The sequence below is a fragment of the Undibacterium sp. KW1 genome (genome assembly GCF_009937955.1).
Lineage (GTDB): Bacteria > Pseudomonadota > Gammaproteobacteria > Burkholderiales > Burkholderiaceae_D > Undibacterium.
Map to the genome: position 1 here is coordinate 5,554,855 of NZ_AP018439.1, position 13,741 is coordinate 5,568,595.

Annotated in this window: 11 protein-coding genes and 1 pseudogene; 7 read left to right on the plus strand and 5 right to left on the minus strand. The window is 52.2% G+C overall.

Annotated features, from left to right (window positions below):
• Positions 1-154 precede the first annotated feature (154 nt).
• On the minus strand, positions 155-1,477 hold the full coding sequence (locus tag UNDKW_RS24960) for an MFS transporter (protein ID WP_162060950.1): 1,323 nt from the start codon (positions 1,475-1,477) through the stop codon (positions 155-157).
• A 141-nt stretch (positions 1,478-1,618) separates the two neighbouring features.
• Here UNDKW_RS24960 and UNDKW_RS24965 point away from each other — a divergent pair, with 141 nt between their 5' ends.
• The 4 genes and pseudogenes from UNDKW_RS24965 to UNDKW_RS24980 all read left to right on the plus strand — a co-directional run bounded on the left by UNDKW_RS24965 (position 1,619) and on the right by UNDKW_RS24980 (position 7,464).
• Positions 1,619-3,304 carry an SgrR family transcriptional regulator gene (locus tag UNDKW_RS24965; RefSeq protein WP_162060951.1) on the plus strand — a complete coding sequence of 562 codons (1,686 nt, stop codon included), beginning with the start codon at positions 1,619-1,621 and terminating at the stop codon, positions 3,302-3,304.
• A gap of 218 nt (positions 3,305-3,522) precedes the next feature.
• Positions 3,523-4,811: pseudogene (locus UNDKW_RS24970) on the plus strand (MATE family efflux transporter).
• 197 nt (positions 4,812-5,008) lie between these two features.
• A complete protein-coding gene (gene ychF / locus UNDKW_RS24975; RefSeq protein ID WP_162060952.1) occupies positions 5,009-6,100 on the plus strand; it encodes a redox-regulated ATPase YchF in 1,092 nt (363 codons plus the stop codon).
• A gap of 170 nt (positions 6,101-6,270) precedes the next feature.
• Positions 6,271-7,464: a GGDEF domain-containing protein gene (locus tag UNDKW_RS24980; protein ID WP_232063104.1), complete on the plus strand. Its 1,194-nt coding sequence runs from the start codon at positions 6,271-6,273 to the stop codon at positions 7,462-7,464.
• Positions 7,465-7,698: 234 nt separating this feature from the next.
• On the opposite strand, the gene UNDKW_RS24985 is transcribed toward UNDKW_RS24980, so the two are convergent.
• Entirely contained in the window at positions 7,699-8,811 is a 1,113-nt protein-coding gene (locus UNDKW_RS24985) for a LacI family DNA-binding transcriptional regulator (RefSeq protein WP_162060954.1), read from the minus strand.
• Between the two features lie 148 nt (positions 8,812-8,959).
• The gene (locus UNDKW_RS24990) at positions 8,960-9,598 is read right to left on the minus strand and encodes a cysteine hydrolase family protein (RefSeq protein WP_162060955.1); all 639 of its coding nucleotides are present in this window, start codon (positions 9,596-9,598) and stop codon (positions 8,960-8,962) included.
• Between the two features lie 140 nt (positions 9,599-9,738).
• On the opposite strand from UNDKW_RS24990, the gene UNDKW_RS24995 reads away from it, so the two are divergent.
• The 3 genes from UNDKW_RS24995 (at position 9,739) to UNDKW_RS25005 (ending at position 12,895) form a co-directional block, all read left to right on the plus strand.
• Complete coding sequence (locus UNDKW_RS24995; protein WP_162060956.1) at positions 9,739-10,731, plus strand: GlxA family transcriptional regulator; 993 nt, start codon at positions 9,739-9,741, stop codon at positions 10,729-10,731.
• A 163-nt stretch (positions 10,732-10,894) separates the two neighbouring features.
• Positions 10,895-11,737: an MOSC domain-containing protein gene (locus UNDKW_RS25000; RefSeq protein ID WP_162060957.1), complete on the plus strand. Its 843-nt coding sequence runs from the start codon at positions 10,895-10,897 to the stop codon at positions 11,735-11,737.
• A gap of 24 nt (positions 11,738-11,761) precedes the next feature.
• The gene (locus UNDKW_RS25005; protein ID WP_174247615.1) at positions 11,762-12,895 is read left to right on the plus strand and encodes a DUF484 family protein; all 1,134 of its coding nucleotides are present in this window, start codon (positions 11,762-11,764) and stop codon (positions 12,893-12,895) included.
• 6 nt (positions 12,896-12,901) lie between these two features.
• Here UNDKW_RS25005 and UNDKW_RS25010 read toward each other — a convergent pair whose 3' ends face one another.
• Positions 12,902-13,168, minus strand: a complete 267-nt coding sequence (locus tag UNDKW_RS25010) for a YfhL family 4Fe-4S dicluster ferredoxin (RefSeq protein ID WP_162043539.1) — start codon at positions 13,166-13,168, stop codon at positions 12,902-12,904.
• Positions 13,169-13,207: 39 nt separating this feature from the next.
• Positions 13,208-13,708, minus strand: coding sequence for a pantetheine-phosphate adenylyltransferase (gene coaD / locus UNDKW_RS25015; RefSeq protein ID WP_162043540.1), 501 nt, complete (start codon positions 13,706-13,708; stop codon positions 13,208-13,210).
• Positions 13,709-13,741: the final 33 nt, after the last annotated feature.

A 13,741-nucleotide genomic window follows, 5' to 3' on the forward strand; every position in this document is an offset into this window, starting at 1 on the left:
AAAGTGATATCACTTTAGAGCGCAGACATGGAATTGTCAAGGACGTTGATAAAATGAATGAAGTTACAGTTCAGCAGGCGAAAAATAACAAAAAGGCTACTCTTTACGAATAGCCTTTCAGGTTGACGGACTTACGGTAAATATCTGCCGGTGTTCAGGATAGCGGGAACAAATTCTTCACGCGGTTACCGGCAAGTTGCTTGCTCGCCGCCAGCACTGACAGGCAAGTCCTGGGCTTGCAAGTGACTTTTGCAGGCGCTATTACAGGCTTTACAACCGCCTCACTCTCAGCGCGATGCTCTTCAACCGGCTTGCTGCGGGTACCGGCAAAATACATCAACACGCCCAGCATGGTCGCCGAGATCAATACCCAGAACATGACATCGCTATGAAAATGCGCCAGCAGGTAACCGCAAATCACAGGATTGAGTGCAGCGCCAAACATGGCCAGGCTCTGCGCCCCGTAATAACTGCCGCGCTTGTCGGCAGGGGCGATCATGTCGATGAACATATATTCACAGGGAATGACGATGACCTCACCCACCGTGAAGACCAGGGTTGCCAGCACCCAGCTCATGGCACTGCCAGCATGCATGAAGCCCAGCAAACCCATGGCATACAAAGTGGCACCCAGACTGACCCATCGGAACAGGTATTTTTGCTGCATCAGCTTACCTACCGGATATTGCAGAGCCACCACAGTCACCGCATTGGTGATGAGGATAAATGGCAGCAATTGCGCGGTCGCCTGCGTACCCTGGCTGACCATCAGGTATTGCGACAGATAACCCGAGACGAAACGGCCAAACACAAAGGACGTGAGCACGCTGCCCATGGAAAACAGGATGAGGCGGCGGTCACTTCTCAGCACGCGCATGGTCGCCCTGAAACCGGCGGGGCTGGATCTGCTTGCTTCTCCTGTCTTGAGTGCAGTGCCAGACTTGCCCAGCACCTGCGACGCCAGCAGCGAAAATGCAGCCGCCATCCACAAGGGTCCGGACACCTTGATGGCAAACAGCCATGCACCCAGCACCGGCCCCAGGGCAAATGCCACATTGATCAGGGTGTAGTTCAGAGAAAATGCCTTTGGTCTTTGATCGGGCGGCAACAGATCAGCCAGTGTGGCTTTCAGGGAAATACCACGCAAGGTCAGTGCCGACTCTATGCACATCAGGGCAAACAGCGCTGTCCATGCATTCGGCACTATCGTCAGCGTGGCCGTGCTGACAGCAACGACGATGCCTGTCAGTTTCATCAACAAATTCTTGCTGAGCCGGTCAGCCAGATAACCGGCATACAGGCTGAAGAGGGTAGAAGAAAAAATACTACCACCCAGGACCCAGCCTATGGTTTGCTGGTTAATACCGAGGTGTTCATAGAGGTACAACGCCATAAAAGGTAGGGCAACTGCACGCCCCATGACAAACACAAAAGAACTGAATAAAAGCCGTATCACGGCGGCGGGAAAGCGGGACATCATCTTCCTTTTCTGTACATTCAACAACAGATGGGTACTGATGTCAGACAGTATGGTAAAAAAAGCTGAAAGGAAAAATGGATATAATTTAAAAAAATTTTTCCCCTTTTATGGGCCAGGCCAGCGCTTACACTATCCCGCATGAAACTGCTCGATCATTACCGCAAGCTGCATGCTTTCCTGCAGCATCATGAACAACAACCTGGCCTGCCCGCTCTGGCACTGGCCATGCATTGCAGTGAGCGCAATATGCGCAACCTGCTGGCAAAAATGCAGCAACGCGGCTGGCTGGACTGGCAGGCTGGGAGTGGGCGTGGCAATCACTCGCAATTGCAGCTTTTGCAAACCCCGGATAACCTGGCGCTTGATCATCTGTCGCAATACCTGGCACGTGGTGATCTGGAGCAGGCTTTTGCCAGTCTCGACGATCACCAGCGCCAGCAACTTGCAAGCCGTCTGCCGGATTACCTGGGCATGCCAGACAGTGCCTGCCGCAGCTTGCGCATGCCCCTGTTCCGGAGCGTAGAAAGCCTGGACCCTTTAAAAGTCTATGGCCGTCTCGAAGCACATCTGGTACGGCAGATTTTTTCGCGGCTGACAACCTTTGATCATGAACAGAATGCCTTGCGCCCGGCAATTGCCCATCACTGGGAAAGCGAAAAAAATGGCAGCATCTGGCATTTCTGGTTGCGCTCCGGCCTAAGTTTTCATGACGGTACTGAACTGAGCACAGAAGATGTCAAGGCCAGCTTCTTGCGACTGCGTGATGAATCAGCGATTTACCAACGCTTATATCGTCACCTGCAATATGTGGAGACTGGCCCCAGCCAGCGCGTGAGTTTTTATCTCGATCACCCTGACCAGTTGTGGCCAAATTGTCTGGCCACTGCCAACTCCTCCATCGTGCCACGTCAACGTGCAGTTGACTTTGCACGCTTCCCGGTTGGCAGTGGTGCATTCCGCGTGATACGCAACAACACCTACCAACTGACCTTGCAGGCTTTCAAGGATTATTACCGCGAACGCCCTTTGCTTGATGAAATAGATTTGTGGATGCTGCCGCCGCCATCCGGCCCATCAGGCTTTGATTTGCAGTTTGGTTATGCGAACCAGGATTGTTCAAAAAAACAAACGATTGCCGGTGCAGAGTCCGGTTGCACTTACATCATCTGTAATTCTTCGCGCAGCTTTTTTAAAACTGCAGAGCAAAGGCTGGCACTGGCAGACTGGCTGGCACCCGAAACCTTATTTGATCCAGAAGAACGTAGCAGGAAACCGGCCTCAGGCTTGCTCGCCATCTGGAAGCACCGCGTCGCAAAAAAACCCAGATGCAGCAGCTTCAAGGCTGGCAGTAAATTACGCATGGTCAGCGGCCAGACGGCAGAAATGCTGAGCCTGGCGCAAGCAGTGAAACAAAGACTGGAAGCGGGTGGCATCACGGTTCATTGGACCAGCCTGCCCTATGACCAACTGCTGGCACGCGAATGGATGAAAGACGCTGATATCGTCGTGACCCGCGAAGTCATGCATGATGACCAGGATTTTGGTTGCTATGAATGGTTCCTGGCCGACAGTGTCTTCCGCCGCTGGATGCCCGCCAGCGCCCTGAAACCTCTGGATGCTGACCTGATGAAGGTCAGGGAACTGGCAGACAGCAAACGCCGCATGCTGGCCTATGCACGCATAGGAAGGCGGCTCGTCAAAGAAGGCTGGATGATCCCCATCTCGCATGAAAACCAGCAAGTCAGTATTGCCCCGCATGTGGCGGGCGTGAGGATGACGCCGTTTGGTTTTGTGTCTTTCAATGAACTGTGGTTGCGGCACTAAGCTGGCTTTTGAGAGTGCCTATCGTGCTTATAGTGCATATGAAAATCCGGCCATAGCGGGGTAATTGCTTTCTACGGTAAGATGCCGATCCAGCCATCCTTTGTTTGAACAGCATGAAAACCCGCATCCGCACTGAAGCCGCCGCCCTCTGGACCATTGCCTGGCCTGTCCTGATAGGACAACTGGCCACCGTAGGCATGAGTGTGGCTGACGTCGCCATGACCGGCCACCTCAGTGCGAACGACCTGGCTGCGGCGTCACTGGGCGCAAATGTCTGGGTGATTATCCTGGTCAGCGTGATGGGCATCATGATGGCGGTGAATACCGTCATCGCCCATGAAGTCGGCGCAGAAAATCATGAGCGTGTGCCACACATGGTGCGCCAGGCTTTGTGGCTGGGCCTGGGTGTAGGCCTGGTTGGTTGCGTGCTGTTGAATATCGCCACGCTGGTTTTCAATTACCTGCAACTGGATCCGGCCATCAATGCCAAGGCTTCAGAGTTTGTACATGTCATCAGCCTGGGCATGCCTGCCTTTGCCATGTATCGCGCCCTGTATGGTTACACCACCAGCCTGAACCAGACCAAGCCTGTGATGGTGATTGCACTCGGTGGTTTGGCTTTTAATATCATCATCAACTGGCTGTTTATTTACGGCCATTTGGGTTTCCCCAAGCTGGGTTCTACCGGCTGCGCCATGGCTACCGGTATGGGCCTGTGGCTGATGCTGGGTGCAATGCTATTCTGGATGCGTCGGGCCGAAGCCTACAAAGAGACTTTCCCTTTCAGCCATTATGAATCTCCAAACTGGGCAGAGATACGCTCTACCCTGCGCCTGGGCCTGCCTATAGGTGTTACCTATTTTGCTGAAGTGTCGGCGTTTGGCGCTGTCGGTTTGCTGATTGCCCGCTTTGGCGTGGTACCAGTTTCGGCCAACCAGATCGCTCTGAATTTTTCATCACTGGTGTTCATGGTGCCCCTGAGTCTTGGCATTGCTCTGACCACACGGGTCGGGCAAACCCTCGGGAAGGCGACCCGGAGCGGGCGCGCTTTATCTCCTGGACTGGCTATGCGCTATCGACCAGCTTTGCCGTCATATCGGCATTGGGCATCATGATCTTCCGCGATCTGGTGGCGGCAGCCTATACCTCTGACCCGGCGGTGCAGGCCATGGCATCCGAGTTGCTGCTGTATGCGGCGATCTTCCAGTTGTCTGATGCGGCACAAGTCACGGCATCCTGCGCCATACGCGGCTACAAAGTCACGCGCACGCCGATGCTGATACACCTGATGGCCTTTTATGGCTTTGCCCTGCCTATAGGCTGTGTGCTGGGGTTGGCACCGGCCTGGTTGCCATGGCATCCAGAAGAACCGATGGCGGCACGCGGTTTTTGGATAGGCTTGGTGCTCGGCCTGACGATCGCTGGCTTCATGCTGACTGGCTTGCTGCATAAACTTAGTGAACGCAGGATACGGCAGGCAGCTGGCTTGCCTGGCGCAGTTGCCTGACATCAGTTTTTTTGAAAAAGTTATAAAAGTCATAAAAACAAGGGCCAAGCTATCAATTTGACTACTAAAGACCCGCTATTAACCGGATAACTGCTGTATTTATCAGCAAGATTTCTGGCAATTCAGGCCAGAAACGGTCTGAGGGGCAGGCTTTCCGGTAAAATAGCGGGTTAATCAAATCCAACTGGCAAAACATCATGAGTCTCAAATGCGGCATCGTCGGCCTGCCTAACGTCGGCAAATCCACCCTGTTCAATGCACTGACCAAAGCAGGTATACCGGCAGAAAATTATCCTTTCTGTACTATCGAGCCTAACGTCGGTGTTGTTGAGGTACCTGATCCACGTCTGAAGCAATTGTCTGACATCGTCAAGCCTGAACGCATCCAGAACGCCATCGTTGAATTTGTCGATATTGCTGGCCTGGTGGCCGGTGCCTCCAAAGGTGAAGGTCTGGGCAACCAGTTCCTCGCGCACATCCGCGAAACTGACGCCATCGTCAACGTCGTGCGCTGCTTTGAAGATGACAACGTCATCCACGTTGCTGGCAAAGTCAGCCCGCTCGACGATATCGAGGTTATCCAGACTGAGCTGGCCCTGGCTGACATGGGTACGGTAGAAAAAGCCATCCACCGCGAAAACAAGAAAGCCCGCTCTGGCGATAAAGATGCTTTGAAACTGGTCACCGTGCTGGAACGCATCATGCCAGCACTGAACGATGCCAAACCAGTGCGCGCCCTGGGTCTGGATGCAGAAGAAATGCTGCTGATCAAGCCACTGTGCCTGATCACGGCCAAACCGGCGATGTATGTTGCCAACGTCTCTGACAGCGGCTTTACCAACAACCCATTGCTGGACCAGTTGACTGCCTACGCAGCATCCCAGAATGCCCCTATCGTCGCCATCTGCGCTTCGATAGAATCTGAAATCGCTGACCTCGACGATGCCGACAAGGCAGACTTCCTGGCCGACATGGGCATGGAAGAACCAGGCCTCGACCGCCTGATACGCGCTGCATTCAAACTGCTGGGCCTGCAAACCTATTTCACCGCTGGCGTCAAGGAAGTACGCGCCTGGACCATACACGTAGGTGACACCGCCCCGCAAGCAGCAGGCGTCATCCACACCGACTTCGAACGCGGTTTCATCCGCGCCCAGACGATTGCATTTGATGATTACATCACTTACAAGGGCGAAACCGGTGCCAAGGAAGCAGGCAAGATGCGCGCCGAGGGCAAGGAATATGTGGTCAAGGATGGTGATGTGCTGAACTTCTTGTTTAACGTCTAAATAAGGTCTAAAAGAATCTGGTCAGCATCAGAAAATCCCACAAAAAGCCGCGACATTCGCGGCTTTTGCGCTTACTTTATTGCCCTTGTGTCTGAGATGTAATATTTTAAGTGCTTCGCTGCCCAGCAGCATTCATCACTTCGCGGAGAGAATTTGCCTGATAAATATCCATGCCCCGCCACTTATGCGAGCAAGACATGAATCTTGATGTCCGTACCATCATGCTGATGTGGAGTTGTATTAATCTGCTTGGTGCGGGCATGATGGCGCTCATCAGTTTTCATGCTGACAACGTCAGAGGCGCACGTCAATGGGCACTGGGGCATTGTTGCATGGGCTTAGGTATTTTTACCAGTACCCTGATGTCTCCTGAATGGCCTTTGTTGATTATTGCCAGCGTACCTTTCATCGCGGGTTGTGGCTTTGGTCTTCTCTTTAACGGAATCGAAGCTTTTAAGGGAAAGCGCTGTCATTACTGGGTTCCGGTATGGATAGGCGGACAAATGATGCTGCAAAGCCTGTGGCTGGGCATCGTGCATGACAATGTGCGCATGGTAGTCACCGCCAACTCCCTGCTGGTCAGTGCCATATTCGCTGCCTGTGCGCTGAGTCTGATCGTCAAAGCCACGCAGCCATTAAAAACCGCTTACAACCTCGCCGCAGCGTCCTTTTCATTTATTGCCTTAGTGAGTTTTCTCAGGGCTTTGAATATCCTGCTTAAACCGGCTGAAGAGATTTCCTTGTTTGCACAGGGTAATGTCAATCCGGTGCTCATTGTGCTCGGTGGCTTGTCACAACTATCCATCTCGCTGGCACTAGTTCTACTAATCACTTTCCGGCTGGTCAGTGATTTACGCGAGCAAGCCTCGCATGACAGCCTGACAGGACTGTTGAACCGTCGTAGTTTCGAAGATGAGTCAAAGCGCTTGCTGGCGCGTGCTACCCGGACTGGTGAGACTTTGTCTGTCATCATGATTGATGTTGATTACTTCAAGCGTATCAATGATGTACATGGTCACCAGGCGGGTGATGAAGTATTGCGCCGTCTGGCAGCGCTGTTGCAGTCTGTGGTTCGCAGTGAAGATTGCCTGGCCCGTTATGGCGGGGAAGAGTTTTGTGTTTTACTCACTGGTACTGGCGAACAAGGCGCCGCGCAATTGGCTGAGCGTGTGCGTTCGCTGTATGCTGAATTACAGATAAGCTGGAAAAACGAGGCACTGCAAAGCACTCTGAGTGCTGGCATTGCCGATTCTTTAGGTATTGGCATGAATTTGGCTGCACTGGTAGAGGCCGCAGACCAGGCATTATACCGGGCAAAAAATGCTGGTCGTAACTGCATAGCCTTGTATTCGACAGGCAGTTAAATGCCCTTGTTTAAGGCATGAGTTCGCTGGTTGTTTGAACGGAGAGACAGATTATCCCGGGCATGAAATTCAAGTTGAATGTGCTGCAACTGAATGCGGGCGAAATCCTGATGAGTCGCTTGTGGCAATCCCGGTATATTGCCGGATTAATGAATTTAATTGATATCAGACTATCGATCTGGCGCTAAGTCAGGCGCAAACAATTGAAAATCGGTCGCGAGTAAAAAAACAATTTTATGTGCTGTCGCGTTCGACGATGGAAAAACCTATATCCCTGACCTTGTCTGTTACAGGAATACCATTGACGCGGTCAATGATGAAGCGTGCCGCCAAATTGCCTATAGTCGTACCGTCTATGCGTACACTGGTCAGTGGTGGATCAAGGTCTTTTGAAAATTTCTGGTCACCCAAGCCGATAACTGCCAGTTGTTCAGGTATGGCAATGCCCATCGCGTGGGCTTCTATGATGACACCCAGGGCCATCATGTCCGAACTGCAAAAAATCGCATCGATAGCGGGATCATTCTCCAGCAGGCTACGCAGGCCACTGCGCCCACTCCCTAAGGTAGTCGGGGCTTTAACGATGCATGTAGCAACTTCAGTCGCACCTACCCGCCCCATCCCCATCCCCAAAGCCGCATCAGAAAACGCCTTGTTGCGACGCGCTGCGCGTTCATCATTGGCACTGATGGTGGCCACGCGCTGACGCCCGCGGCTATGCAGATATTTCGCCACTGCCTCACCAATTTTTTCGTGTGAAAAACCAACCAGCATATCTATTGGAGTAGGTGTCAAATCCCAGGTCTCCACTACCGGGATACCGCTGGCAAGCAAACGTTTACGGCCCAATTCTGAACGCATGATGCCGGTCAGGATGACACCATCTGGACGACGTCCTATGATGGCCTCAAGCAAAACATCTTCCCTTGAATTTTCATATCCTGCCTGGCCCAGCATCAATTGATAGCCTTCGTCTGCCAGTGATTTGGTGAGCGACTGCACCATCTCCAAAAATACTGAGCCGGTTATGGTCGGCACAACAGCCGCAACGAGTCGGCTTTTTTTTGACGCCAGGCCACCTGCCAGCAAATTGGGAACATAGCCAGTACGCTCAACCGCTTCACGTACACGTGCCCGAACTGCTGGAGATACAGCATCAGGGGTATTCAAAGCCCGTGAAGCAGTAATCGGCGCAACATTGGCAAGTTTTGCCACATCGCGCAAAGTAAAGCCACCGCTGGAGCGACGACTACGACGCACTGTGTCAGCCGGAAGCAGGTCCGTTTCAAGCTCTTCAGTTGCAGTATCAAGTTTGGCTGTCGTGGTCTTGGATTGCTTGTTTTTCATTCATAAATTATAGCATTGCACATTCAGTCAACCATATGCCAACTGCGACGCCCTTGTTGTCGTTGTTACTGAATTTGCCCGGTTTAAATCAAAAAACCCGAATGCAATGCAATCCGGGTTTTGTCATACAAGGCTAGAAATTCTGAATTTATCCAACTGCGCGTTGGCGCCCTGCCATATGTGAACTGTAGACATCGCCTTTGCTTAAGAGCGTACCTGCTTCAACTGCAACTATCCAACTGTCTGTACTGGCAACCGCAGCAAAATTGGAATGGAAGACGACACTGAAGGCACGATGGATTTCTTCTGCACTGGCATAACCGGCAGCATTTTCATAAGGCAGTGAACCTGTTGCATCACTCAGGGTTTCGACCTGATAACCAAGATGCGCTGCTTCCAAGATGGTGCTGGCATTGCAGTTGTGTGTCATGTAGCCGACTACACTCAGTGTATTGATCTCATTCTTTTTCAGCCAGGCAGCGGCATCGGTGCCAGTAAAAACACTGGCCATGTTTTTTTCTATACGGTGATCAGCGTGACGGCTGGCAACCACGTCATGCAACTCCCAGGTTTTGGAACCACGCGCAAAGATGGGTGAAGTTTCTGGCGCGGAGTGCTGCACCACCAGGACAGGAATACCCGCAGCCTTGGCCACATCCATCGCCCGGCCTATATTTTGCAGGGATACTTGTGGGTCAGGGTAGCTGATTTGCATATTGCCGGTGAAATATTCATTTTGTACATCAATAACGATCAGGGCGCGTTTTACAGGGTTGCTGGCAGTCATGGCATTTCCTTTTGAGGTAAATTCAAGATAGATTCAAGTTTGATTGAATAAAACAGCAGCGCTGTTCATGGGATGTATTTTCAGCCATGCAGGCTCAGAATATAAGTGACCCGATTGCCAATATTCGATACAATCAGGCCATGCTCACATCTACCTCTGATTGCAAGATCAATATCGCGGTGCTGGCCTTTGATGGCATCAGCCCTTTCCATTTGTCTGTTCCCTGCATGGTATTTGGCGAGCATCATGGCGGGCTGGACATGCCCTTGTTCGATCTCAAGGTCTGTCTGGCGCTGCCAGGCAGGACACAGGCTGAAGTGCGCACCAGTGCTGGCTTTGGCATTCATGTGCGGCATGGCCTGCCTGCACTGGGCAAGGCCGACATGGTAGTCATCCCCTCCTGGCATGATGACTTGCGCCCTGCCCCGCCGGCACTGCTGCAGACACTGCGCCATGCACATGCACGGGGTGCACGCATCATAGGTTTATGTCTGGGGGCCTTTGTGCTGGCCGAAGCTGGCTTGCTCGACAAGCGCAGTGCCACCACGCATTGGGCTTTGAGCAAGGCTTTTTCTGAACGCTATCCGAATATCAGCCTGGACCCGAATGTGCTGTATGTCGATCATGGTGATGTTGTCACCTCAGCTGGCACTGCTGCGGGCATAGATTGCTGCCTGCATGTGCTGCGCAGTACCTATGGTGCTGATGTGGCGGCCCATGTTGCCCGGCGTCTTGTGGTAGCACCGCACAGGCAGGGTGGGCAGGCGCAATACATAGAACAACCGGTGCCTGTGCTGGCCACCGATGACCGCCTGGCCAAAGTGCTGGAATGGATGCTGGCTCATCTGGCAGAACCGCAGCAGCTCGATCAACTGGCGCAAAGAGCCTTGATGAGCAGGCGCAGCTTTACCCGCCACTTCCAGCAACAGACCGGCACGACCGTGGGTAAATGGTTATTGAACCAAAGACTGGCGCTAGCCCAGCGTCAGCTAGAAACCAGCAAGCGGTCGATTGATGACATCGCTGCTGATACCGGATTTGGCACAGGACTATTGCTGCGCCGTTATTTCGCCCGTGAATTTGGCCTTTCCCCTTCAGCCTACCGGCATGCTTTCCAAGGGAATGAACGGTAGCCAGACGTCATCAAAAGCATGGGCTTGTGAAGCAACTGGCATGGAATATGCCTGAAACATCAGCATAAATAGAGCTTAGCCATTAAAATAGCCAGAACTCATTTCATAATCAGGAGAGATGCATTCCAGCATATTTCCCGGCTAACTTAATTGCATCAAGACCATGCCCAGCATATTGTCCCTTAGCATTTACCCCATCAAGTCCTGCGCCGGTATCGCGCTGGAGGCGGCCACGCTGACTGAAACCGGCCTCAGTTTTGGAGGCATACATGACAGGGAATGGATGCTGGTCAACCAGCAAGGACAATTCCTGACGCAAAGAGAATTCCCGAAGATGGCTTTGATACGGCCAGAAATCCGTAGTGACGGGCTCTACATCCACGCACCCGGCATGCCTGTGCTGTCCCTGAATCCGCAAGAAGATACCAGCACCACTTCAGTCACGATCTGGGAAGAAAATTTCCCCGCCCTTGATTGCGGTCAGGCCATGGCAGACTGGTTCAGCAAGGCGCTGGATACGCCCTGTCGACTGGTGCGTAGCACGCCACAGACGCAGCGCTATGCGAGTCAGAAATGGACAGGCGACAAACTGGTCGCTACCCGCTTCTCTGATGGCTATCCCATCTTGCTGACGGCATCTGCTTCTCTGGATGACCTCAATCAGAAACTCGAAAAACAGGGTCGCAGTGCGCTGCCCATGAATCGCTTTCGCGCGAATATCGTGCTGGATGGCATAGAAGCTTTTGAAGAAGACTATGCAGAGAATTTTGAGATCGGCAGCCTGATACAACTGCGCCCGGTAAAGCCGTGCCCGCGCTGCCCCATGCCATCAATAGACCAGAGTACAGGTGAGTTTGGTCCTGACCCTATGGATATCCTGCAGACCTACCGCGCCAATCCCCTGGTTGATGGCGGCATCACCTTTGGCATGAATGTTATTGTCGAACAGGGCGTAGGGCAATTGCTGCGTGTCGGTGATGCCATCAATATGAATATCGCCTTCTAATTACAGACCAATATGGAAAGCATGATGCCAGCGCATACCGATGCAGAGCCAGATGAAGCCCCGTCTGCACTACTGGAATTGCAGCATGAAAATCAGGCGCTGCGTGCACGGCTGGACAGCTTGCTTGAACTTGCGCACCGCAATCAAAGCATCATGGCGCGGCACCAGAGTTTTGATCTGAAGATTATTGGTGCTAACAGTTTTCGTGAACTCATCACAAATATTTTCAGTGCGCTGGCGATCACTTCAGAACTCGATGTAGTGTCTCTGGTCTTGTTCGATAAAATGGGCGACTTGCAGCAAATGCTGTGCGACCTGAAGATAGACCTGAATGAATTCCCGCACCTGGTTTTCTTGCGGCATGAAGTAGAACTGAGCCAGCCAGAAACTGCATTGCGCAAACCCCAGTTAGGCCTGTACCAGAGCCTCGCTTATTCATCTTACTTCAGCAGCTTCAATAAAAAACCGGCGAGTATCGCCATCATCCCCATGCGCAGGCAAGGCCGCCTCATTGGCTGCCTGAACCTCGGCAGTTTCAAGGCTGACCGTTTCCAGCCGAACATGGCAACAGATTTTATCGAACGCCTAGGTTCCATCATTGCGATCTGCCTCGAAAACGTCATCAACAATGAGCGCCTGACTTATATAGGCCTGACCGACCCTTTGACGAATGTCAGCAACCGCCGTTATGTCGAACAACGCATGCTGGAAGAAATTGCCCGTGCACGCCGGCAAAGATACAGTATTGCCTGCATGTATCTGGACATCGATTTCTTCAAACAGATCAATGACCGCTACGGGCATCAGGGTGGTGATGATGTGTTGAAAGAGGTTGCAAAAAGAATCAAGAATGAATTGCGTCTCAGCGACACCCTGGGCCGCTTTGGCGGTGAAGAATTTGTTGTGGTGCTGGTCAACACCAATCTGCATGACGCGATACAGGTGGCAGAACGCATACGCAAAAGCATTGCTGGTCAGGATTTTGTCCTGAGTGAAGCGGGCACTTGCCAGGCCACGATATCCATAGGCCTGACCACCATTGATGAAAATACCAATTACGACAATGCCACCAGCATCGCGCGCGACCTGGTGTTGCGTGCTGACCGTGCCCTATATCAGGCTAAAAACGGCGGGCGTAATCAGGTGAGGTGTTTTTAAGCAGACTTATGCTTGCGCAGGCTTTTTGTCGGCCTGCAGTTGTTCGTACTTGGCCTTAAGCTGCTCCGGAGTTTCACGCCACTCAGGATTAAAAGGAATACAACTGACCGGGCACACCTGCTGACACTGCGGCTCTGTGTAATGACCTACACATTCAGTGCATTTATGTGGATCGATCTCATAAATTTCCGGCCCCATGTAGATGGCGTCGTTAGGGCATTCGGGTTCGCAGACATCGCAATTGATGCAATCGTCTGTAATCATCAGGGCCATGTCTTCACTTTCATGTGCTGATTATTCAGCACGTACTAATTAACTACTTGTCTTCTCGGCCAGCAAAGCAACTTTCTTCTTCAACCAGCGGTCCACTGAAGGGAAAACAAATTTTGACACGTCACCGCCAAACATGGCGATCTCACGCACTATCGTACCTGAAATAAATTGATACTGATCAGACGGGGTCAGGAACAGGGTTTCTACATCAGGCAGCAGATAACGGTTCATGCCTGCCATCTGGAATTCATATTCAAAGTCAGACACGGCGCGCAAACCGCGCACGATGACGCGTGCATCATTCTTGCGCACAAAGTCTTTCAGCAAACCAGAGAAGCTCTCTACCTTCACATTTGGATAATGGCCCAGCACTTCATTGGCAATTTCCAGGCGTTCATCGAGGGAGAAAAATGGATTCTTGCTTTTGCTATCCGCCACACCCACCACCAAAGTATCAAAAAGACCAGAGGCGCGACGCACCAGATCTTCATGACCGCGTGTCAGCGGATCAAATGTTCCCGGATAAACGGCTGTGACCATCTTCACTCCCTTTTTTCGCAATCTGCATAAGGA

What these genes read in the sequence shown, in the direction of transcription:
- UNDKW_RS24965 (WP_162060951.1), top strand. Translation starts at nt 1,619, where the DNA reads ATGAAACTGCTCGATCATTACCGCAAGCTGCATGCTTTCCTGCAGCAT.
- UNDKW_RS24980 (WP_232063104.1), top strand. Translation starts at nt 6,271, where the DNA reads ATGCCCCGCCACTTATGCGAGCAAGACATGAATCTTGATGTCCGTACC.
- coaD (WP_162043540.1), bottom strand. Translation starts at nt 13,708, where the DNA reads ATGGTCACAGCCGTTTATCCGGGAACATTTGATCCGCTGACACGCGGT.
- UNDKW_RS25005 (WP_174247615.1), top strand. Translation starts at nt 11,762, where the DNA reads ATGCCAGCGCATACCGATGCAGAGCCAGATGAAGCCCCGTCTGCACTA.
- UNDKW_RS24985 (WP_162060954.1), bottom strand. Translation starts at nt 8,811, where the DNA reads ATGAAAAACAAGCAATCCAAGACCACGACAGCCAAACTTGATACTGCA.
- UNDKW_RS24995 (WP_162060956.1), top strand. Translation starts at nt 9,739, where the DNA reads ATGCTCACATCTACCTCTGATTGCAAGATCAATATCGCGGTGCTGGCC.
- UNDKW_RS25010 (WP_162043539.1), bottom strand. Translation starts at nt 13,168, where the DNA reads ATGGCCCTGATGATTACAGACGATTGCATCAATTGCGATGTCTGCGAA.
- UNDKW_RS24990 (WP_162060955.1), bottom strand. Translation starts at nt 9,598, where the DNA reads ATGACTGCCAGCAACCCTGTAAAACGCGCCCTGATCGTTATTGATGTA.
- UNDKW_RS24960 (WP_162060950.1), bottom strand. Translation starts at nt 1,477, where the DNA reads ATGTCCCGCTTTCCCGCCGCCGTGATACGGCTTTTATTCAGTTCTTTT.
- UNDKW_RS25000 (WP_162060957.1), top strand. Translation starts at nt 10,895, where the DNA reads ATGCCCAGCATATTGTCCCTTAGCATTTACCCCATCAAGTCCTGCGCC.
- ychF (WP_162060952.1), top strand. Translation starts at nt 5,009, where the DNA reads ATGAGTCTCAAATGCGGCATCGTCGGCCTGCCTAACGTCGGCAAATCC.